Below are 22158 nucleotides of genomic sequence, written 5' to 3' on the forward strand. Positions count from 1 at the left end.
GCTCGTGTCCGGGTGGTTGTTCATATCGCCCGGTATGGGGTGCGTTGTCTTGAGTACCTTGCATTGCTTTAGGAAGCGGATTTTTTGGCGGTCTCAGGTGGAGCAATTCTAGTTGGATCGGTCATTGCCGTTGGATCGGCCGCTTCCGCGAGAATCCAGTGACGGAACAATTCCGTGGCGGGCGACATGTGACGCGATTTCAACCACGTCAGCCAGTAGCTGCCGGTTCTGACTTCCGTATCGAACGGGCGGAAGAGCAGTTCTGCTTGCAGTTCCCGGGCAAACATCACAGGCGGAGCCAGGGCGATTCCCGCGCCTTGAACGGCGGCTTCCACCATCAAGCGTGACGAGTCAAAAACCGGACCATTTACCGGCCACGGATCGAGTCCAGCGGCGCTAAACCAGCCGGTCCATTCGTCGGTACGATACGAACGAAGCAGTGTTTCCTTCGCAAGATCACGCGGTGTGGCAAGCCTTCTGGCAATGTCCGGTGCGCAAAGCACACTCAGTGGCGCGTCGAGCAACATGACATTGTGTGTCGCAGGCCAGGCTCCTTCGCCAAAGCGAATTGCAAAATCCAGTCCCTCCGCTGCCAGATCGACCAGATTGTTATGGGTAAGCAGCCGCAGCTCCACAAAGGGGTGTGTCTCCCGAAACGATTTGAGCCGTGGCAGCAACCAGCCAACGGCGAAGGTCCCGACAACGCCGATCGTCAGCACTTCGTGAAAATGGCCGCCCTCGAATTGCTTGAGCACGCCCTCGATACGACCGAATGCATCGGTCAATACGGGAAGCAGCGCGCGGCTTTCATCGGTCATGCCAAGTCCGCGCGGCAACCGTTTGAAGAGGGTGGTTCCCAGTCGTTCTTCGAGCATCCGGACCTGCTGGCTGACGGCGGCCTGGGTCACGTTGAGCTCGAGTGCCGCGCGCGTAAAGCTGAGGTGTCGCGCCGATGATTCGAAGGCGCGCAGGGCATTCAACGGGAGACGAGGACGGATGGAAGCCATGACATAAGTTTTTCTTTACCCAAACAGAAATTATGCTCGCTTGTAGACGACTCGCAAAGGGACGATATTCTGCTCCGCGCTGGACGTTTTCGATTGTGAATTTGCGCGGGCCACAGGATGGCAATTCACCAATTCCTGGATTGGCTGCAGTTGACACACTGCGTTGTGGGTTCGATTTTTTTAGCTGAAGGAACAATTGTGAAATCACGCCTTTCTGTCCCCACGATTCTCGGCGCCTTGATTGTGATGCAATCTTCCATGGCCGCCGTTGCGGTACCCACGGCAAAGGAGACGCAGGTACTGGAAAGAGTCAATGTGAGCGGGACGAATCGCGAAATGGGCATGGGAGTGTCCGAGTTCCCGCCCAACGCCGAAAAACCCCGCCACTTGGCGACCGGACCCGAGGTCTGCTACGTCATGAGGGGAGAGATAATCTTGCAGGTAGAGGGTCGGCCGGTGAAAGTCATCCGCGAGGGAGGGAGCTTCCAGATCCCGGCTAACGCAATTCATGTCACCAAGGCCGGGCTCGCAGGCGCGACAGTCATCGCAACCTGGGTTTCCACGCCCGGGAAACCGTTTAACGTGAGTGTTCCGCAGTAATCGGTATTTATTCATGCTATTAGCCCAAGGAGAATGCATGCGTTGCGGTATTTTTAAGAGCCTTTTGTTTTCCACTTTGATGTTTTCCGGCTTGATCGCTTCCAGCACATATGGCGAAAGCAATGACAAGCAGGCAGAGATTTCCCGCGTGATGGACAGCGTCATACGTCCGCTAATGCAGGAATATCGAATTCCAGGCATGGCGGTCGCGGTCATCGTCGACGGAAAGAGCTACTTTTATAACTACGGTGTGGCATCGCTCAAAACGCAGCAACCCATTACAGATCAAACTCTTTTTGAGATTGGGTCAGCCAGCAAAACATTTACCGCGACGTTAGCTTCTTACGCTCAGGTCGAGGGCAAGCTTGCGTTGTCCGATAGCGCCAGCAAGTATTTGCCATCGCTGCGCGGCAGCAGCTTTGACAACGTTAGTCTGCTAAATCTGGGTACACACACCGCCGGCGGCCTGCCGTTGCAAGTGCCTGATTTTATTCACAACGACGATCAACTAACGGATTATTTCCGGCAGTGGCAACCGTCTTATGCTGCCGGCACATACAGGGTCTACTCGAACCCCAGTATTGGCATGCTCGGCATGATTGCCGCCCGGAGCATGAATGAGCCTTTCGATGATGCGATTGAAAAGAAATTATTCCCTATGCTCGGAATCACGCACAGCTATATTAATGTGCCATCGGATCAGATGAAGGACTACGCGCAAGGCTACACGAAGCAGGGCGCTCCGATCAGGTTGAGCGCGCGGGTTTTGTCTTCGGAAGCCTACGGAATTAAAGCAAGCGCACCGGACATGATCCGGTTTGTCGCAGCCAACATGGGAATGATTAAAATTGACAGCGAGTTGCAGCGCGCGATCAATGAGACTCACACCGGATATTTCAGGGCGGGTGAAATAACGCAAGACCTTATATGGGAGCAATATTCGTATCCCGTGGCGCTGAAAACACTACTGGCGGGTAATTCGGACGCGATGGCTTATCAGGCGACGAAGGTGATCGCGTTGAACCCTCCGCTGCAGCCGCAAGCGAATGCGTTTATCAACAAAACGGGATCAACCAACGGGTTTGCGACTTACGTCGCGTTTGTTCCGGCTCAGAAATTGGGTATCGTCATGCTTGCTAATAAGAATTATCCGATCGCTCAGCGGGTGACTGCTGCGTATCAGATATTGACGCGGGTTGGTGGGCGGCTCGATGCGCAGAACTGATTGTTTCTGGCGGGGCTCGATTGGATAGATTTTCACCAGTGGATGGCTAACTTGAAGATGCGGCTGGTTCTGAATGTTGGAGATCAACTCTAGCGCGCAACGCGAAGTGCAAAAAGACCCGCTGATGTCCCCACTTGGGCAGTTTCCGCCTGCGAGACCGACCGATCCCATGTTGCCTTCAGTAGGCGCGAAAATCCGGTCGAGCGCGGCCAAGATGACATCGCGGCGACCCGCAAGCGAGTCGATGTGCCTGCCGAGCGCGTTCAAGGGAACAGCACTCATGGCAGGCGTGTCGAGGAAATGATTTCTGCCATCGATCTCGAACACTGGCAGCAAATCGGACGGTTTGCGTGGGAACCCGAGATCCGGGATAGGTCGCAGAGGAATCACGATGCGCGTCGGCAAGATTCCGACATGCGTGCTCTGTACGTCGAGCAGGTACGGTGCAAGGCGCCGCATATCCCATCGTCGGGATTATCGTAGAAATCAAAACGCGCCATTAAAATGTCCTGTACTTCGCAAGCGGCAGCCCATCGCGTTCGACCATCGAAGTGTATGCTGCGACTAACTCAGAATTGTCGTCGGCCCAACGGCGAGCTTCAGTCTCCTGAATTTCTTCACGCACACCACGCTCACTCGCGCGCGAAAGGTTAATTCCGATCTCCTTGGCTCGATCCATGACTTCAAGCGGCAACGTGACGTTCGTGGACTTACGCGTGCGGACTTCGAGCGTTTTTCCCATGCGCATCTCCATGTTTGAAAACATGTGCAATATAGTCCACATGCGCGATGATCGCCGATGAGGGACCTTCCTGCCGGCGAACGGTTCAAGTCGTAACTTGACATAACATAAATTATCAACTTTTAAACTCTAAGGGCAAAGTAGTAATGTCGTACTTGAGCCAAGTAGAAATGTCGCACTTGAGGCTCGTCAGGTCCATCCTGAAGCTCCGTCGTGGATGGGAGTCGATCATGGATCGCAATGGGATGATCACCATGAGCATGCATGAGCTTGATCGACTGAAGGCAATCCAAGCGGTCGCAGATGGACTGCTGATGCCTTGGCGTGCCGCTGAGCGACTCGGTATCAGCCGGCGTCAGGTGGAACGGCTGACGAGCCGGTATCGGATCGAAGGTGCCACGGGTTTGATTTCACGCAAGCGCGAGCAGCCTAGTAATCATCAACTGCCTGCAGGACTGGCCGACCATGCCTTGGCCATCATCCGCCATGTCCAAGACTACCGAGAAGTCCTTGCCGATTGAATTACAGACATTGATGATGTCGGACAAACTCCGCACCAATATATTCTTGCGCAAAGAATCCAACGCGCTCAACGAATGCTTCGAGAGGATCACGAGACGTTCGCGGAGATTGCTATCGCATGCGGTCTTTCCAGCCAAGCCCACATGACCGCTTCTTTCCATCGCGTATTGGGCACGACGCCGGGCCGATACCGGCGAGGATAGCTGTACCCGAACTTTTTCTTCAGCCTTCTAGGAGGCCACTGAGATGGCATCTTCCTTTCCAAACGACAGGGCGGTAACGACATCCCGATTCACCTGGCGGCTGAATGTCTGTTTGATAAGACTATGCAATTCATTGATGAGAGGCTCGAATTCGCTCTCCCGATACGACAGATAAAACGTCCGTGACAGCGCGGTGTATCCCACGCCCATACGACGAAAAGCCGTAAGCGGGACGATTTTAAGATTTGGAATGTGATGACGCACCTGCCAGATGCAAAGGGGCGTGGTGATGGCAAACCCCATCCCCGTGCTTACCATGCCAAGCAGCGGTTCCGTCGTATCGAATTCGCACGTTCGTTCTGCCGTGTCTCCGTTCCCGTTGAGATACGCTTCAATGGATTTGCCGATCCGGCTACGGGCGGAATAGCGGATTAGTGGCAAACACCTCGCCAGTTCGGTCAGCGTTCCTAAGCTGTCCCAATTTCCTGACGCCGGCAACGCAGCCACGTAGGGCTCTGAGAAAAGTTCTACCCGCCTGATCCCTTCGGTAAACAAGCCTTCTGCGGCAGTGATAGCAATGTCGAGTTGACGTTGTTCCAGTTCCCTCTCAAGCTGCTCCGTGGACCCCGACCACAGGCGTACCTGATGAGCGGTCGACGACAAAGCCCGGATGATGGTCGGACCGCCCGCCGCGGCCACGGAGTCTGTGCATCCAAGGCGCACGATTTGCCGCTTTGAGCGTGAAATGCGTCGCACCCCCTCCATCATATGATCCGCGCTGCGCAGCATTGACGTGGCATGGTCATATAATCTTTCGCCGGCAGCAGTCGGACGCGCAGGACGACTTGCGCGGTCGAGCAGGAGCGTACCGAAGATTTCTTCCAGCAGCTTGATGCGCTGTGATACAGCAGCATGTGACAAACCAAGCCGAAGAGACGCTGCGGAAACTGAACCTGTTTCGAAAACGGCGACCCACGTCATCAGAGGCTCCCATTCCGGGTAGCGTTTGGGCGAACTGTCTGAGAGGTCCATGACTGGCGGGTAGAGGCTCGTGATGTTCAAGCGATTATAGTCGCGTTCCCTTCATCAATCAGGCCGGCATACCAGGTGATTTTCGTCTGACGATCTATCGCCTGGTTTGTCCCGGATGTCCTTTGTCCGCTCTGTTAAACAAGATGGCTAACCGCGCAGTAACGGTACATCGTTCAATAGCGAACGGCGGTAGTGCTGCACTTTCACCTGCATGCAGACACCGCCACACGCAGCCAGCCCTCTCTGTACAAGAAGGGATACGAGTGTCAGAAATGGTGTGCCACACCGATGTACGTCTGGATCTGTGACATGCTCGCGGACTGATAGCCGGAATCGCCTATCGATGCCGTTGCAGGAACCGCCATATTGCCATTCAACGTCTGGCCCGCGGAACGCTGATAGCCCGCAAGCGCATAGAGCGCGGTTCGCTTCGAGAGGTCGTACTCCACTCCGGCACCGATCTGGTTGTAGTGTGCGGATTGCGCTCCGTTAGACTTCGTATAGCTATAGTTCAGCCCAACGGTAAGCGCCGGGGTGAACTTGTAATTGGCAAATGCCGATAGCGAATTAAATGCCTCCGTCTCGGTGAATGCTGTACCGGATGTGGACGCCGGCTTGTAACGCGTATTGCTGTAACCGGCGCCAATGGTGAAGCTGTTGATGTCATAGCTGGCGACAGCCCGAGCAATCTGAAGCGAACGTGCAGCCGTGGCATATCCACTGTTCGCGAGCGAGTTGTCGCTTAGGTCCGATGTGCCGACGGCAGCATTATTCGGATTGTATTTGGCGAGATAGTAACCGCCCGCAACGGCCAGGCCGGCGAACTTATAGCTTAGAGCCACCGCTGCGGTCTGGCCGGCGGTGAAATCGCCCGCTACGCCGCCGAGTGCGTACATGGCGTCCAACTTCAGGTTATTCCAGTCAGGACTCACGTATTTGATCGCGTTGCTCACTCGAAGTGAGTCGTCATAGTTGTCAAGGTCGCCTGGCGTGACGTTGACAGTGCCCCAGATGTTGTCTGCTGTCAGTGGTTGGAGCAGATCCTTGAGGGGATCATACTGACGACCCACCGTGAGCGTTCCCCAGTCTTTCCCGCTTAGCCCGACATACGCCTGCCGGCCGAACTCTCGCCCGCCCTGACTGAGTGTTCCGTTACCTATATTGAATCCCCCCTCCAGAACGGCGATCGCAGACAGGTTCCCACCCAGGTCCTCCTTAACGCGCATGCCCCATCTGTCAGCGTCAAGTGTGCTGTGAGTGAACGCAATCTGGCTGCTATTTTTCCCCGTGGAATTTGCAACATTATTCGTGTAACTGATCCCGGCGTCGATCAAGCCATACAGCGTCACCGAATTCTGCGCATGTACCACCGAAATCGAATCGATCGCCATCAGTATGGCCGCCGTCGACATGAGCTTCGTTTTCATTCCATTCTCCTTGTGCATGCGGTCTATCGATCCGCCATCGTTGTAAAAAACATTTTTTATTAGCTAACCTAACTTATATGTCGTTCATCGATCTCTCCAACACCCACACCTCGCCTCTGGATACATCGGGATAAGCGACGCGCCGTTACTAGCCCAACCGGATCGACGACCTGTTCGAAAGTGCACCGACTCCGTCGCGGCCCATCGATCCGCCAGGGCTGTTCAAGTTGAACTCCGACCTATTTCCATGCCGCCTGGGCAACGCGAAGATGGTTGCCGCCAAGAATTTTCCCGATGGCATCGACCGGGTAGCCATTGTCAAGCATCATCTTCACGATCGACGGAAGACGTTCTGGCTCGACCATCGGTGTGGGCGCTGGGTAGCCACGTGCCGGTGGAAACAGGTCAGGACGTGCCTTGTAATGAGCCACCAGCTCGTCGACATCGAACACATAGTCGAATCCGATGCCTACGTGATCCGGGCCTACGAGGTGGATCATATGTTCGAGGTGCCGAAACAGTGCTTCATTGCGATTATCGAGATTGCCGTGTTCGTCCTTCCCGATGAAACGGCCGAGACCGTTCAAGCCCACTACGCCACCCGTCTGTGCGCATGCGACGATCAGGTCGTCAGGGATATTGCGCGGCTGCCCGTACACCGCGTAAGCATTCGAGTGCGAAAAAATGACGGGACCTTCGAAGTGATCGATGACCTCTCGCGCAGTGCGCCAACCTGTGTGCGAACAGCACGGCACCATGCCGACGTGTTTCATCTCGTCGAGCACATCACGTCCGAAATCCGTCAAACCCGGATCGTCGTCGAGACACCCACCGCCGACGTCGTTGTTGCGGTTGTAGGCGATCAACATCCAGCGTACGCCGAGCTCGTAGTACATCTGGACCATGCTCAACTGGCCGCCCAGCAACGCGGCACCTTCCAGATCGAAGACGATCCCGAGGCGCCCTTCGGCTTTGGCGAGCTTCACTTCCTCGACATCGTTGATGAGCAAAAAACGATCAGGGTGACGCTTCACCCAGTTCCGGAAGTGCGCAAGTGTGCTGAAAACTTCCTGAATCGAATTAAGATCCATGCCGACGTTGAGCGACACGATGGTGTAACCCGACTGCCGATATCGTTCGAGTTGCGGAAGAAAGCTGTCGTCCGCACGAAGCGGCATACACGCGTGGTTTTCCCAGACCGTCGCCTGATTGACGATCTGGCGGATGCTTGATTCAATTTCCATGATTAGATTTTTATTTCCGGTTTCGCAGAGCTACGACACGACTATCCCGTTCACGGACAACCGCGTCCTGAATTCAATGTGCGCCGATAGCGAACGGATCTTCGATGTCGTCGCTCAGTTCGCGAAGACGGCGCGTATAGTCCGACTCGATGCGCCGCTCGCGAAGGTCTTTTGCCGACAGGCACTCGACAATCTCGCCGCTCTTCATGACCGCGATCTGCTCGCATAGATGTGCGACTGCGGCCAGGTTGTGGCCGACCATGATGTAGGTGAGTCCGAGCGACATGCGCAGATCCTTCAGCAGATTCAACACTTCGGCCTGTATAGAGACGTCGAGTGCGCTGGTGGGTTCGTCGAGTAGCAAGATCTTCGGGCCCGCGATCAACGCGCGTGCGATCGCAACACGCTGGCGCTGTCCGCCGGAAAGCTGATGGGGATATCGATAACGCACGGACATCGGTAATGCGACTTCACTCATCGCGCGTCCGATCCTGCTGTCCGCGTCCCTGATGCCATGAATCGCTAGTGGCTCGCAGAGCGCGCGATCGACGGTCTGCCGCGGATGCAAGGAACCGTAGGGATCCTGGAACACCATTTGTACATCGCGATAGAAGGCCTTGCTGCGCTTCACACCCTCGGCACGCCCGTTGATCCGCACCGAGCCATCCCAGGCGCCGTTGAGCCCGGCGAGCGCGCGCAGCACGGTCGACTTGCCTGAGCCGCTTTCGCCGACAAGACCGAATGCCTGGCCCTGCTCAACCGAGAACGACACGCGCTTGACGGCCTGGAAGCCGCTGAAGCGCACGTTAAGGCTTTCGACTTCGATCATTCGCTCCATGCGGCGCTCCTTTCCAGGGTCTTCAGACGCGCCTGCGGGCGCGCAAGCGACGGCATGCATTCGAGCAGGCCGCGCGTGTACGGATGACGCGCGTGGGTCAGCTCACTTGCCTTCAGTTCCTCGACAACTCGTCCCGCGTACATCACCAGCACCCGGTCGCAGAAACGCGAAACCAGCGGCAGGTCGTGGCTGATAAGCAGCAACGCCATGCCACGCTCCGCGACCAAGCCTTCGAGCAACCGCAGGATGTCCGCCTGGACGGAGACGTCGAGCGCACTGGTGGGTTCGTCCGCGATGAGCATTTCCGGGTCGGGCGCGAGCATCATTGCGATCATGACGCGCTGCCCCATGCCCCCGGACAATTCCATCGGATACGCCGAGGCAACGCGGCGCGGATCGCGGATCTTGACCTGATCAAGCAGATTGAAGGTGGCCTCCAACGATTCCTTGCGACCACCGCCTCGATGTGCGCGCCATGTTTCGGCGATCTGCGCGCCAACGCTCATAACAGGATTGAGCGAGTATTTCGGGTCTTGCATGATGAGACCCGCGCGCTTGCCGCGAATCTGTCGCATCTGAGCGTCGTCCGCGCGCTGAATATCAATTCCGTCGAACGTGAGCGTGTCTGCGGACACCCTCGCCTGGGTCGGCAACAGTTTGAGTATCGAACGCGCGGTGAGCGACTTTCCGGATCCCGACTCGCCGACGATGCCGAGCTTCTCCTCTCCCAGACGGAACGACACACCCTTTACCACCTCGACCTCGCCGGCCGGCGAAGCGAACCTGATCTTGAGATTGCTAACGTTGATTTCCATCGCTCACTCCGACTTTGGGTCGAAGACGTCGCGCAGACCGTCGCCGAGCAGATTGAATGCAAAAGATGCAACGAAGATCGCAATGCCCGGAATCGCGGGCACCCACCACTGCTGCAGGATGAAGCCGCGCGTGCTCGCGATCATCGTCCCCCATTCCGGCGACGGCGCCTGTGCACCCATGCCGAGAAAGCCCAGACCGGCCGCCGTCAGTACGATGCCGCTGACATCCAACGCGACGCGCACGATCACCGAGGAGATGCACAGCGGCATGATGTGGCGTAGCACGATGCGCGTGGCCGACGCGCCTGTCAGGCGTATCGCAGAAACGAAGTCCGCTTCGCGAATCACCAGCGTTTCCGCGCGGGCAAGGCGCGCATACGGGGGCCATGCGGTCAGCGCAATCGCGAGCACGACGCTCGTGAGACCCGGCTTCAACGCCGCCACGAATGCGAGTGCCAGCACGAGTTTGGGAAACGCCAGAAAGACGTCGGTGATACGCATCAGGATGCGGTCAGTCCAGCCGCCCGCATAACCCGCCACGCTTCCCATTAGAAGGCCGACGGGTGCGACGATCGCTACAATCAGCGCAGCCATGCCCAGTGTGATGCGCGCGCCGAACAGGAGTCGGCTATACAGATCGCGGCCGAGCTGGTCTGTGCCGAACCAGTGAGCGGCCGACGGCGGGGCAAGCCGCTGTGCGAGGTCTTGTGCATCTGGATCATGCGTGGCCAGTTGCGGCGCGAAGATCGCGAGCGCAAACAGCGCGAGCAATACGATCAGACCGGTCATCGCAAGCCAGTTCCGGCTGAATTGCAACCAGCCGCGGTACAGCATCCCGATCGCAGCCTGACGCCTCGATTGCGGCGTGTCCGACAGTACCCAACTGCGCCAATGTCTCATTCTGTTACCACTCAATAGCGTATCCATTTCCAGTCCTCCTTCACTTCACGCGCGGATCGAGCAGCCGGTAAGCCACGTCGGCGACAAAGTTCGACGCGACATACACGGCGCCGATCACCAGCGTCGCGCCCAGTACCGCATTCATATCTGCATTCAGTAGAGAACGCGTCAGGTACTGACCGAGTCCCGGCCAGTTGAATACCGTCTCGGTCAACACCGAGCCCTCGAGCAGGCCTGCGTAAGCGAGTGCGATTACGACAACCAATCGTCCGGATATATTCCCGAACGCGTGCCGCCAGACAATCCGCATCGGCGAGAGTCCTTTGGCGCGCGCCGTCACGATGAATTCTCCAGCCAGCGCATCCAGCATGAAGGTACGGGTCATCCGGACGATCATCGACATGCTCACGAACGCGAGCATCAGCGCCGGCATCGCAAGATGCGCGAGCGCGTCGCGAAACACGTCCCACTGCCCGCCGAGCGCCGCGTCGATCACCAGCGCGCCGGTGACGAAGGGCACCATCCCGTCATAGGCGACGTCCTGCTGCCCGACACCCGGCGCAACGCCCAGTTTCACGTAGAACACCAGCAGGCAAAGCAGCGCCAGTACGAACACAGGAATCGACTGCCCGCTCAGGCTGATCAGGCGGATCAAACCGTCGACACGCGATCCGGCACGCGCAGCGGAGAGAACACCGATCGGCACTCCGATCAGTACAGCAACCAGGATCGCGACCGTAGCAAGCTCCAGCGTCGCGGGAAAAAACTGGCGGATGTCGGCGATCACCGATTGCCCCGTCATCACCGAGGTGCCAAAATTGCCGTGCGCGACGTGCTGCAGATAGATCCAGAACTGTTCGAGCAACGGCTTGTCGAACCCCATCTCCTGTCGTACCCGCTCGACCACATCCGGAGTTGCACGATCACCGACAATGGCCAGAACGGGGTCGAGCGGCATTGCACGGCCGATCACAAACGTTACGAGCACGAGCCCGAAGAACGTGGCAACAATGGCCAAAAGCGCTGACACCGACGTATGGACGCGCGAGGCCAACGGTCCTGTCCTAAGCGTACTCATGATTTTTGAATTCCCGCGTAATGCGTATAGGCATCAATGGGTCCAAGCGACAGACCGCTCACACCCGCGCGAGTGGCCGCCACATTCCGCTTTTGCAGCATGAAAATGAGCGGAGCGGTTTCCCAGAAGTCGCGCTGGATCTGCGCGTACATCGCAAGACGCCTGGCGGGATCGAGCTCACGGTCTGCTGCCTGCGACGCAGCAGTAAGCTTTGCGTTGACGAAATGGTTGTTCCACGCGCCGTTGTGAACCTTCGCGCTATCGCTGTCGTCCACGTTGGGTGCGAAGTACGAGACAAATGAACTCGCGTCGACGTGGTCCGCAAAAAAACGGCCGATCTGCATCTCATGCTTTCGTGCACGACGCTTGGCGAGTACCTGCGCGTAGTCTCCGGCGAGCAGTTGCAGGCGAATCCCGACTTGCGCGAACTGGGCCTGCAGCGCTTGCGCGATATCCGGGTATGGCCAGGTGTTGGGATGGTCGAACTTCACCGTGAAGCCGTTGGGATAACCGGCTGCTGCAAGCAATGACTTCGCCTTGGCGACATCCCTGTGAAATGGCTTCTCGACAAGAGCACCGGGCGTCCCCTTCGGCAGGACCGACTGCCATTGCATCCACAGACCCGGCGTGACGTGCTGCGCGATCGCGTCGTAGTCGATCGCCCACTTCATCGCCTGCAGCACCTCGCGTTTCTGAAACATCGGTACACCCATATTCATCTGCACAAAGATCAATGTGAGCGCGTCGGTGCCGGTCACGCCGATCGACTTATCCGACGACACCGTATGCAACTCGTCTGAACCCAGCGTGCGCGCGACATCAAGATCACCTTTCTGCAGTTGCAGCAATTCGGCCGACGGTTCCGCCATATGACGGATCACAAGCCGCGGTACTTTCGGCTGCACCGCTGCATTCGCATTGGCCTCGAGGACGATCTGCGAACCAGCCTGCCAATCGACGAGGCGATACGACCCCGATCCGGCGGAATGCTTGCGCAGCCATAGACTGCCCATGTCTCCGTTCACGTCATGTTGCATAACCGTCTTTTGTTCGACGATGCCGGACACGGTTGTCGAGAACGTAGCAAGCACAAGCCCGCTAGCGAGTGCTTGAGGTAGTGTGATTGTCACGACGTTGCCAGAGGAAGCATGCAACGCACCGTCCACCGATGCGGCGGTGAGACCGATCTGAGTCAACATGAAGCTCGGCGATTTGTTCATCTTCACCGCCCGCTGCAGGCTGTACACGACATCCTGCGCTGTCACGGGCGCACCGCTGTCAAATTTGGCATCTGCGCGCAGCGTGAAGCGATACTCGAGTCCGCTGGCGGAGATATCCACCCGCTCCGCCAGATCGCCTGTGAGTCCGTCAGGCTTGAACGGATCGAATGTCATCAGTGTGCGATAGAGATTCGACAGAACTACCACGCTCTCGTCGTAGGCTTCAGCCGGATCGAAGCCATTGACGATCCCATCGATAGAGTCGCCGAGCACGGCGATATTACGCGGCGTCGCTTCTACGGTGAGCGGGTACAGATAGGAGGCTGATGCAAGTGCTGCAGTCGATTTGAGGAAGCCACGACGTGTGACCATTGATATCTCCTTTTCCTGGATACGTCTTTCGATGCGGACGTATAAGTTGTTACGTGATCCGAATAAGATGAGCGTAGTGCGTCACAAATCCGTCGTGAATAGATTCGCCTCTACTTACATTGACTGTCATCTACGCTTACGCTGAGGCGATCCGGCCGTATTGAAGAGATTGCCGAGGCAGTCCACCCGGAGTCGTCGTTCGGAAGCCGGATAAATTTCTGGTTCTGATCGTTTATACCGAACGGTGCGTTCGTAACTTCACCCGTGGTCCGGGTGAGCAAAGTGTTCAATACAGTGAAAGCACCACGCAGAACGCGTGGTGACGATAACAAGCGAGGCAGAGCAACGGGGTTACTCGCTTCGATGCACACCTGACACGCGATGCCGGAGCGCCGACACGGTCCGTCAAAGGCGGTCCTCGAGCGTGCAATTCATGCCGCGTACGAGTCTACCGATTACTAAGCCTGCAGCGAGCGCGTTGCATGCAACGCGCCTTCCAGCATCGCACACAACGTGGTCCCGACTACGGCAGCCCGTTCAGGCGCGTAGTGGAACGGCGCGTATTCCTGGGTCTATGCGTGGCCGGCTCAGCGTTAAAAGCATGGTGCATCTCAACGCGGTTCGTGCGTTCAGTTTAAGTAGTTCAGAGCACAGGTTATAAGTTTATCTAATAGAAACTGGATGGTGGTTACCCCATTTTTAAAATCAGTCCATCGTCAATCCAGACAGATCCATGAAATGGACGGGTTTAGAGCCGTTCAGTGAACGAGAAATCACATGCGCTTCTTTGACTGTGCGGCACTGTCGCCCGAGCCGTGGGAAAACGGTCAAGGTGTCACCCATACCATTGCACGGGGCGTCGATAAAACTGGCGCCGCGACGTGGCGCGTCAGCCTCGCGGAATGGAACAACGCGGCGCGCTTCTCACTGTTTGCCGGCTTCGACCGAACTCTGTTGACGATTGGCGACGACAGCGTCGATCTGTACTCGCATGACACTCGATTGATCGCAAGTCCGGAGCAACCCGTGCATTTTTCCGGTGACACGCCGGTATGGGTCAACAAGCCCGCCAATCCGGTACATGTAATCAACGTCATCGCAAAGCGCTTCTCTTATCGCACGGATGTCACCGTATTCGGGGATTCCGCGCAGGTCACGCCGGCCTCGACTCAGATTTTATTTTGCGTCAGAGGAACGTGGTCGCTGACCAGTGCAACGCTGCGTGAAGTCTCGCTCAAACCGATGAGTGGCATTTGCCTTGAAAGCCGACGCGAGTCGCTCGACCTGAAACCGGATGGAATCAGGCCACAACTCGTCTCGATCGCGATTGATTCGTTGCCCCCATTGCCCCCATTGCCCCGTTAACGCGATCTGCCTGCCGGCATGTGCCCCTTCCTTACCGCTAGACGAATAACTTTTACTCCATGCATATCGATACCCTGCTAGAACAATACGGTCCACGCGAGTCGATGGAATACGACGTCGTGATCGTCGGCGGCGGCCCGGCTGGCCTATCCGCGGCGATCCGCCTGAAACAGCTTGCCGCTGACAGGGGCGTCGAGATCGGCGTGTGCTTACTGGAAAAGGGCTCGGAGATCGGGGCGCATATCCTGTCGGGCGCGGTGATGGATCCGCGCGCGATCACCGAACTGATCCCCGACTGGAAAGAAAAAGGCGCGCCGCTCACCGTGGACGTGACCGAAGACCGATTCCTGTTCCTCACCGAAACCGGCTCGAAGAGCGTGCCGACCTGGGCGCTGCCGGACAACTTCAAGAACCACGGCAACTACGTGATCAGCCTCGCGAACGTCACGCGCTGGCTCGGTCAGCAGGCCGAGGCGCTGGGCGTCGAAATCTTTCCCGGCTTTCCGGCCGCGGAAATCCTCTATAACGACGACGGTTCGGTCAAAGGCGTGGCGACCGGCAATCTCGGCATCGGCAAGGACGACGAGCCGACCGAAAACTTCCTGCTCGGCATGGAACTAAACGCGAAGTACACGCTTTTCTGCGAAGGCGCGCGCGGGCATCTGGGCCGTCAACTGAACGACAAATTCAAGCTGCGCGACGGCATCGATCCGCAGGTCTACGGGATCGGCATCAAGGAACTGTGGGAGATCGATCCCGCGAAGCACAAGCCGGGTCTCGTGATGCACACCGCCGGCTGGCCGCTCGAGAACGACACTTACGGCGGTTCGTTCCTCTATCACATGGACAACAACCAGGTGGTGGTCGGCTTCGTCGTAGGTCTCGGCTACACGAATCCGCATCTGTCGCCTTTTGACGAATTCCAGCGCTACAAGACGCATCCGGCGATCCGCGCGGTGCTCGAAGGCGGCAAACGCGTGTCGTACGGCGCACGGGCGATTACGGCCGGTGGCCTGCTGTCGCTGCCGAAGCTGGTGTTCCCGGGCGGCGCGCTGGTCGGCGACGATGCGGGCTTTTTGAACGCGTCGCGGATCAAGGGCTCGCACGCGGCGATCAAGACCGGCATGCTGGCGGCGGATGCGGCGTTCGAAGCCGTGCAGGCCGGTCGTCAATCAGATGCGCTGACCGCCTATCCGGAGTCTTTCAAAGCTTCGTGGCTGCATACCGAACTACATCGCGCGCGCAATTTTAAGCAGTGGATGAGCAAGGGGTTGTACCTCGGCACGCTGATGGTCGGTGTCGAGCAGAAGCTGCTGGGCGGCAATGTGCCGTGGACGCTGCATCACCAGCACTGGGATCACCAGATGCTGAAACCGGCTTCGCAATGCAAGCCGATCGTGTATCCGAAGCCAGACGGAAAGCTGACGTTCGATCGTCTCTCTTCAGTGTTCATCTCGAACACGAATCACGAGGAAAACCAGCCAGCGCATCTGACGCTAAAAGATCCGTCGGTGCCGGTGAACGTGAACTGGCAGACGTATGCGGGCCCGGAATCGCGTTACTGCCCCGCGGCCGTGTACGAGTTCGTGAAGAACGACGATGGCGGCGAGCGCCTCGTGATCAACGCGCAGAACTGCGTGCACTGCAAGACCTGCGATATCAAGGACCCGACGCAGAACATCGTGTGGGTCACGCCCGAAGGCGGTGGCGGCCCGAATTACCCGAACATGTAGCCTCAGTCCGAAACAGCCTGCTACAACATTGGAACGCACCTTACGACGCAGCTGTTCACCCTAAGGTGCGCCCTCCTTTTTTGAACACCTCGTTGCCATCGAAACTGAATTCATCCACTGGTTTGATTCTGCTATCGGCCTATTTTCCTTATACATGTCGGTTTCCACTTTCAGCATTACATACTAAGTACAATTGCTCGCGTCGCTGCTTGATTGGCCGCAGGCGACCTTCGCCAGTCATATCGAAATCAATGACGGCATCGCGACTGTTACGCGAGAGGTCGATGGCGGCTCGGAAGTGATTTCGTTTCACCTGCCCGCAGTTGTCACCACCGACCTGCGCCTCAACGAGCCGCGTTACGTGACCTTGCCCAACATCATGAAGGCGAAGAAAAAGCCTATTGACACGGTTACCCCTGCAGAACTGGGAGTCAACCCGGCGCCTCGCCTGAAGACGCTCAGGGTAGTTGAACCACCGGTTCGCAAGGCCGGTGTCATTGTTCCCGACGTGGCAACGCTCGTGGAGAAGCTCAAAACCGAAGCGAAGGTATTCAAATGACAACACTGGTTATCGCCGAACACGACAACGATCAGTTGAAAGCGGCCACATTACACACGGTATCCGCTGCGTTGAAACTATCGAATGGAGTCGACGTGCTGGTGGTGGGCGACAGCGCAAAAGCTGTGGCAATCGCTGCCAGCAAAATTGCGGGCGTCGGGCGCGTGCTGCTTGTCGAAGCCCCGCATCTTGCGGATGGTTTGGCGGAGAATGTCGCGGCCCAGGTCGTCGCGATCGCAAAGCCCTACTCGCACGTATTTTTCCCCGCCACGACAGCAGGTAAAAACATTGCGCCGCGCGTGGCCGCCAAACTCGACTCCTCGCAGATTTCCGACGTGATTGCTGTGGACGGCGTCGACACTTTCCAACGGCCGATCTACGCGGGAAATGCGATAGCTACGGTACAGACGACCGACTCCGTGATCGTTGCCACTATTCGCATTACCGCGTTCGAACCGGCGCGGGACGGCGGCGATGCAAAAGTCGAGAACGTGGCAGCACTTCCGGACAGCGGCCTCTCGAATTTCATCTGCCGCAATATTGCCGAAAGCGACCGCCCTGAACTGACGTCAGCGCGAGTCGTGATCTCAGGCGGTCGAGGGCTCGGCAGCGCCGAGAGCTTCGCCCTGCTCGACCCGCTCGCGAAGAAACTGAGTGCGGCAATTGGCGCTTCGCGAGCGGCTGTCGATTCAGGTTACGCGTCGAACGACTTGCAGGTCGGCCAAACCGGAAAAATCGTCGCACCGGAACTCTACATCGCAGTGGGAATTTCCGGCGCCATTCAGCACCTGGCCGGGATGAAAGACTCGAAAGTTATCGTGGCCGTGAACAAAGATGCCGAAGCGCCCATCTTCGGCGTCGCGGACTACGGACTTGTCGGAGACCTGTTCGACATCCTTCCACAACTCGAACAAGGCATTTAAAGCGTGTGACGGGCTGCTTCTACGAGCAGCCCTAACGCACGATTAGAAGGTGTGAAGAACACCGAGTGCTGCGATGACCTGCCAGCTGGTACCCGGATTGATACCGGAAGAGCCGATCACTGCCTGTGCAGCGCCGATTCCGTTATTGCCGGAAGCGTGAACCCATCCGCCCATCGCGTACACACTCGTTTGCTTGCTGAACAGATATGAAGCGACGCCTGTCACTTGGTTATACGTCGCGGATGAATTACCGGCCGATTTCAGATAGTCGTAACTCAGCTGAGTCACTACGGATGGCGTGATGCGCCACATCACATACAGGTCGCCATTGTTGTAACGTTCACTTCCGCGAAAAACCGACGCTGCGTCAGAGGTGTATTGAGAAAAGCTGTAATACCCCCCGAGCGTGACGCTCTTAACTGTATATTGCGCCGCGGCACGCGCTACGGTGATTCCTCGTGCAGTCGAGTAGGCGCTATTCACAGACGACAAAAATAAGCTGTCGGCCGACGTAGTACCTCGTGTCGAGAGAGTCGGATTTCCGTTGTCGATATGGAATAGACCACCGGCGACTCCCAAACCACCAAGCTTGTAACCGACTGCGCCGCTCCATGCGTCGCCAGACCCCTGCGATCCGGCGACACCGCCCATCGAGTATGTCGCAACAGCCTGCAGGCCCGACCAGATCGGACTAGACCATTTGATCGTATTGTTAAAACGAATGTCGTTGTCGGCGTTGTCGATATCACCCGGCGCGCTTGCATATTCATACTGCCAGTTTCCCTGCAAGGGCTCGACCAGATCACGCACAGCATCGTACTGTCGCCCGAGCGTCAAGCTACCTAGTTGTGGCGACACAAGACCGACGTAGGCTTGACGCCCAAACATGCGGCCGCCCTGATTCAAAGTACCGGTATTGATATTGAATCCGTTTTCAAGCTTGAAGACGGCCTTCATGCCTCCACCAAGGTCTTCAGTACCTGTAATTCCCCAGCGCGGAGAAGCCTGCCCTGACGCCGTACTCAGTCTCGCGCCGGCACCATTGACATTGCGGGCGTAAAAGATGGAATCGTCAACGATCCCGTATAACGTCACCGAGCTCTGTGCAAACGCGGGCAACGAGTACCCCAGAGCCCCTAATAAGGCCAAATAAAGATTGCTCTTTTTCATTTCCCGATCTCCAATAATTAGGAAAGCTAATCAATATCGTTAGAAATTAAACCATCTATTTCCGGCGAAGATTTTATAAAAATCCGGCTATAAATTTTGTACTTATAGATAGGGTTACGACGGGGAAATATTCACATTCGGAACCGGGTTCCCATGATGCGTCATCGTTTCATGTCGATTTCACTTCCCAGAGAACGCTCTCTCGTTTCCGGAAGCAGCAAGATATAGCAAAGCAAACTAATCATACTGATCACGATGATGTACAGGGAAACTGCAAGTACGCCATTGAACTTTTGCAGCCAGGTAATAATTAGTGGAGTCGTGCCGCCGAACACCGCCACTGAGATCGCGTATGGAATGCCAATACCAGTTGCTCGAACTTCCGTCGGAAAAATTTCCGCAAGCGTGGTCGCGAAGACCGAATTGGTCAATGCAACAAACATGGAACCCCCGATTGCCACGCCGAGGAATTCCAGGAAGCTCGGATTCCCTTTGAGGACGGAAAGCAAAGGATAAGTAAACAGGATGGAGAGAACTGCCGCTGAGATAAAAAGTGGCTTACGCCCGACCCGGTCGGATAGGTATGCAAAAGCCGGCACCGCTACGCAAAAAAGCAGCGAAGCCATGACACTGGCCGTCAGACCCAATGTCCTATCGAAGCCGCCGACCATGTGAGCGTAAGTTGGCAAAAATACAAGATAAAGAACGTACTGAACAACATTCATCTCAACTATAAACACTATCAGCATCTGCCTTGGGTATTTTGCGAGGGAACCCAATATCGAAAGAATGCCGACATGGCGACGATCTCCCATCTTTTTGAATTCCGGTGTCTCCCCCAGCTCACGACGTGCAAATAAGCCATAAAGCGACAGCGCGGCTCCGAGAAGAAACGGGATTCGCCAACCCCATGCCTCGAGCGCACCTGCTGGAACGAAGTGCGTGGTGAGTCCACCAACTGCCGAAGCAGAAAGAATTCCCAACCCGATGCAGATGTTTTGTGGGGAAGCTGAAAACGCCCGATTCTTGCCTTTCACATGCTCATTGATAAACGCAATGGCAATCTGAAATTCTCCTCCAGCTGAAAATCCCTGGATGATGCGTGAGAAGGCGATGATGAGTGGCGCGAATATTCCAATCTTTGAATAAGGCGGACATATACCGATAAGAAAACTACCTGCCCCCGCCATTAGAATGGTTGCGGATAACAACTTGCGCCGTCCGAATTTGTCGCAAAGCGGCGACAGCACAATTGCTCCGATGGGTCGACCAAGAAATCCGATCGCGAAGGCCGTGAAACTGGCTATTAGCGATACGGTCGGGTCCGAGGAGGGAAACATCTGGGCTGCAAGAATTCCTCCCATAAAACCGTATATTGAAAATTCGTACCACTCGATAAAATGACCGATCGATCCCCCAAGAATCATCTTGTAGTGGGCAGTGCGAAGACGCTTCACAGCGAGCCGCGGCGCCTCCTCTAGATTGTTGATCATGATGCTCCCTACGTAGATAGCTACAGTCGTCTGCGTGCGACCACATTGGTGATTCCGGCATGGACGACTACGTCACTGCCATACCTGTTCAGCGACGCGCAAAAAATTCTCGCCGAGTATTCCGATTGCGTCGTGGTCCGAGAATCCCTTGCGAAGCAACGCCTCAGTAAGTTCCGGAACTTTTTCGGGCGTAAAGTAATGCCACGGCGGGGGTGGATATCCTTTTGGCCATGTTTCGGGCTTGGAGGCCACCGTTTTGTAGTGCTGTTCGAGGTAATACACGTGATCCATGCCCAGTGCGATATGAGAAGGACCGACCAGATCCGCGTAATAAAGGATGTGCGCCAAAAGATCATCCGCTTCGGCGGTGCCGCGCTCCGATAGGAATTTACCAACGCCATTTACTCCGATAATCCCGCCGGTCTTTGCGCAAGCAAGAGCCTGATCGTCGGTAATGTTACGTTCGTGGTCCCAAATTGCTCTCGCATTGGAGTGGCTGAAAATAACCGGTGCCGTGGACGCCTCCATAATTTCCATCGTTGCTCGATAACCGGTATGCGTGCAGTCGACAAGCATCCCCACCCGATTCATCTCGGCTATCAAACGCAAACCGTACCGACTCAGTCCCGCGTCGACGCGTTCGTGACAACCGCTTGCAGCCGCATTCATCTGGTTATAAACCAGCAACATATGGCGCACGCCAAGTTCATAGAAAAGTGCGACAAGATTTGGGTTCGCTTCGAGAGCATTGCTGCCCTGAAAATGGAAGCCGACGGCAAGCTTCCCTTCCCTTTTTGCGGCGCGTATATCGGCGACGCTTCGCACGAATACCATCCGCTCGCTGCGCAGCCTGACCATCTCGCGGACATCGGCCAGGTTATGGATCGTCGCGCCGGTTCCATTGGCATCGTCACCGACAGTTAAACTCACGAAGCTGATGCCATTGGCAAAAAACTTCTCGAGAGCATCCTCGCGTCCCGAAAGGCCATTGCTGAACGGTAACGTCAGGTCGCAGATGGTCGCGCTTTCGAACAAATTGCGTCCGTTTGCGATGGTATCGCTCACCATAAATCTCCTCTTGTTGTCTGAATAGGATGTCACTGTTACGAAGCCGCGCATGGGTTCAATTGGATGAGGCCAATAAACTGTGGTCCAATAGGTAATTCCACCTCATCTATACTTTTAAGTGTATGGATCCCCATCTTGACGTCCGCGACTTCCGTTTTTTTCTTGTCCTCGCCACTGAACTGCACTTCAGTCGGGCGGCTGAGCGACTGCATGTTGCCCAGCCGCATCTCAGCGCGCATCTTCGGCAACTCGAGGAGCGGCTCGACGTCCGCCTGCTTGAACGGACCAGCCGCAACGTGCGCCTGACTGCGGCGGGAGCGCAGTTTGCTGAACGCGCCCGCTTTGTCCTGAACCAGATAGACGAGACGGTTACTGTCACCCGCAGGTCCGCGGAGGGACGACGAGGCAAGGTCAGCATCGCCTTTATCTCATCCGCCGGTTTCGGCATACTTCCGTGGGTTTTGCGTGAGTTCCGCACGCTACATCCTGACGTGGATATAGCGCTGACTGAAAGCACGACTGAATTGCAGATCCAGGGACTCATCGAGGGCCGTCTGAATTTTGGTTTCGTGCGGCCACCTGTTCATTCGCGCCGCGTCAACATTACTGCGCTCGCTCGGGA

General features: G+C 56.5%; 21 protein-coding genes and 2 pseudogenes. 9 read left to right on the forward strand and 14 right to left on the reverse strand.

From position 1 onward, the window contains the following. Positions 1-68: 68 nt before the first annotated feature. Entirely contained in the window at positions 69-1007 is a 939-nt protein-coding gene (locus FH08_RS0116420; protein ID WP_051888309.1) for a LysR family transcriptional regulator, read from the reverse strand. 117 nt (positions 1008-1124) lie between these two features. Between FH08_RS0116420 and FH08_RS0116425 the strand changes: the two genes are divergently transcribed. Together FH08_RS0116425 and ampC are read left to right on the forward strand one after the other, a co-directional pair. Further along, entirely contained in the window at positions 1125-1607 is a 483-nt protein-coding gene (locus FH08_RS0116425; RefSeq protein ID WP_235210379.1) for a cupin domain-containing protein, read from the forward strand. A gap of 79 nt (positions 1608-1686) precedes the next feature. Further along, complete coding sequence (gene ampC, locus FH08_RS0116430) at positions 1687-2832, forward strand: class C beta-lactamase (RefSeq protein ID WP_235210381.1); 1146 nt, start codon at positions 1687-1689, stop codon at positions 2830-2832. 201 nt (positions 2833-3033) lie between these two features. On the opposite strand, the pseudogene FH08_RS54380 reads toward ampC, so the two are convergent. Both FH08_RS54380 and FH08_RS0116440 read right to left on the reverse strand, forming a co-directional pair. Next, a pseudogene (locus FH08_RS54380) lies at positions 3034-3291 on the reverse strand (CcdB family protein); the annotation flags it as partial. A 40-nt stretch (positions 3292-3331) separates the two neighbouring features. After that, entirely contained in the window at positions 3332-3574 is a 243-nt protein-coding gene (locus tag FH08_RS0116440; protein ID WP_031359367.1) for a type II toxin-antitoxin system CcdA family antitoxin, read from the reverse strand. A 230-nt stretch (positions 3575-3804) separates the two neighbouring features. On the opposite strand from FH08_RS0116440, the gene FH08_RS51900 reads away from it, so the two are divergent. Further along, positions 3805-4095 carry a helix-turn-helix domain-containing protein gene (locus tag FH08_RS51900; RefSeq protein WP_419178009.1) on the forward strand — a complete coding sequence of 97 codons (291 nt, stop codon included), beginning with the start codon at positions 3805-3807 and terminating at the stop codon, positions 4093-4095. Positions 4096-4104: 9 nt separating this feature from the next. Then, entirely contained in the window at positions 4105-4299 is a 195-nt protein-coding gene (locus FH08_RS54385) for a helix-turn-helix domain-containing protein (RefSeq protein WP_419178011.1), read from the forward strand. A 27-nt stretch (positions 4300-4326) separates the two neighbouring features. Here FH08_RS54385 and FH08_RS0116450 read toward each other — a convergent pair whose 3' ends face one another. The 8 genes from FH08_RS0116450 to FH08_RS0116485 all read right to left on the reverse strand — a co-directional run bounded on the left by FH08_RS0116450 (position 4327) and on the right by FH08_RS0116485 (position 13225). Then, positions 4327-5280, reverse strand: a complete 954-nt coding sequence (locus FH08_RS0116450; RefSeq protein ID WP_235210380.1) for a LysR family transcriptional regulator — start codon at positions 5278-5280, stop codon at positions 4327-4329. Between the two features lie 317 nt (positions 5281-5597). Continuing rightward, positions 5598-6758: a porin gene (locus tag FH08_RS0116455; protein WP_031359370.1), complete on the reverse strand. Its 1161-nt coding sequence runs from the start codon at positions 6756-6758 to the stop codon at positions 5598-5600. Positions 6759-6997: 239 nt separating this feature from the next. Beyond that, complete coding sequence (locus tag FH08_RS0116460; RefSeq protein WP_031359371.1) at positions 6998-8002, reverse strand: dipeptidase; 1005 nt, start codon at positions 8000-8002, stop codon at positions 6998-7000. A 73-nt stretch (positions 8003-8075) separates the two neighbouring features. Next, on the reverse strand, positions 8076-8831 hold the full coding sequence (locus FH08_RS0116465) for an ABC transporter ATP-binding protein (RefSeq protein WP_031359372.1): 756 nt from the start codon (positions 8829-8831) through the stop codon (positions 8076-8078). Continuing rightward, positions 8828-9655, reverse strand: a complete 828-nt coding sequence (locus FH08_RS0116470; RefSeq protein WP_031359373.1) for an ABC transporter ATP-binding protein — start codon at positions 9653-9655, stop codon at positions 8828-8830. The genes FH08_RS0116465 and FH08_RS0116470 overlap by 4 nt, the downstream gene beginning before the upstream one ends. Positions 9656-9658: 3 nt before the next feature. Further along, positions 9659-10582: an ABC transporter permease gene (locus FH08_RS0116475; protein ID WP_031359374.1), complete on the reverse strand. Its 924-nt coding sequence runs from the start codon at positions 10580-10582 to the stop codon at positions 9659-9661. Between the two features lie 13 nt (positions 10583-10595). Then, the gene (locus FH08_RS0116480) at positions 10596-11633 is read right to left on the reverse strand and encodes an ABC transporter permease (protein ID WP_031359375.1); all 1038 of its coding nucleotides are present in this window, start codon (positions 11631-11633) and stop codon (positions 10596-10598) included. Then, the gene (locus tag FH08_RS0116485; protein WP_035566357.1) at positions 11630-13225 is read right to left on the reverse strand and encodes an ABC transporter substrate-binding protein; all 1596 of its coding nucleotides are present in this window, start codon (positions 13223-13225) and stop codon (positions 11630-11632) included. The genes FH08_RS0116480 and FH08_RS0116485 overlap by 4 nt, the downstream gene beginning before the upstream one ends. A gap of 777 nt (positions 13226-14002) precedes the next feature. On the opposite strand from FH08_RS0116485, the gene FH08_RS0116490 reads away from it, so the two are divergent. The 4 genes and pseudogenes from FH08_RS0116490 (at position 14003) to FH08_RS0116505 (ending at position 17805) form a co-directional block, all read left to right on the forward strand. Further along, positions 14003-14590, forward strand: a complete 588-nt coding sequence (locus tag FH08_RS0116490; RefSeq protein WP_031359377.1) for a HutD family protein — start codon at positions 14003-14005, stop codon at positions 14588-14590. Between the two features lie 59 nt (positions 14591-14649). Further along, positions 14650-16323 (forward strand): electron transfer flavoprotein-ubiquinone oxidoreductase, encoded by a 1674-nt coding sequence (locus FH08_RS0116495; RefSeq protein WP_031359378.1) that lies wholly within the window; start codon positions 14650-14652, stop codon positions 16321-16323. 190 nt (positions 16324-16513) lie between these two features. After that, a pseudogene (locus FH08_RS0116500) lies at positions 16514-16882 on the forward strand (electron transfer flavoprotein subunit beta/FixA family protein); the annotation flags it as partial. Continuing rightward, a complete protein-coding gene (locus FH08_RS0116505) occupies positions 16879-17805 on the forward strand; it encodes an electron transfer flavoprotein subunit alpha/FixB family protein (RefSeq protein WP_031359380.1) in 927 nt (308 codons plus the stop codon). The pseudogene FH08_RS0116500 and the gene FH08_RS0116505, both read left to right, overlap by 4 nt. A gap of 42 nt (positions 17806-17847) precedes the next feature. Here FH08_RS0116505 and FH08_RS0116510 read toward each other — a convergent pair whose 3' ends face one another. The 3 genes from FH08_RS0116510 to FH08_RS0116520 form a co-directional block, all read right to left on the reverse strand. After that, positions 17848-18975, reverse strand: a complete 1128-nt coding sequence (locus FH08_RS0116510) for a porin (protein WP_031359381.1) — start codon at positions 18973-18975, stop codon at positions 17848-17850. 161 nt (positions 18976-19136) lie between these two features. Beyond that, positions 19137-20468 carry an MFS transporter gene (locus FH08_RS0116515; protein ID WP_031359382.1) on the reverse strand — a complete coding sequence of 444 codons (1332 nt, stop codon included), beginning with the start codon at positions 20466-20468 and terminating at the stop codon, positions 19137-19139. Positions 20469-20540: 72 nt separating this feature from the next. Beyond that, complete coding sequence (locus tag FH08_RS0116520) at positions 20541-21533, reverse strand: dipeptidase (RefSeq protein ID WP_160172479.1); 993 nt, start codon at positions 21531-21533, stop codon at positions 20541-20543. 125 nt (positions 21534-21658) lie between these two features. Between FH08_RS0116520 and FH08_RS0116525 the strand changes: the two genes are divergently transcribed. Further along, on the forward strand, positions 21659-22158 hold a 500-nt coding region (locus FH08_RS0116525; RefSeq protein WP_152602850.1), incomplete at its 3' end, for a LysR family transcriptional regulator.

Origin of the sequence: Caballeronia sordidicola, from assembly GCF_000729995.1 — a bacterium.
GTDB lineage: Bacteria > Pseudomonadota > Gammaproteobacteria > Burkholderiales > Burkholderiaceae > Caballeronia > Caballeronia sordidicola_A.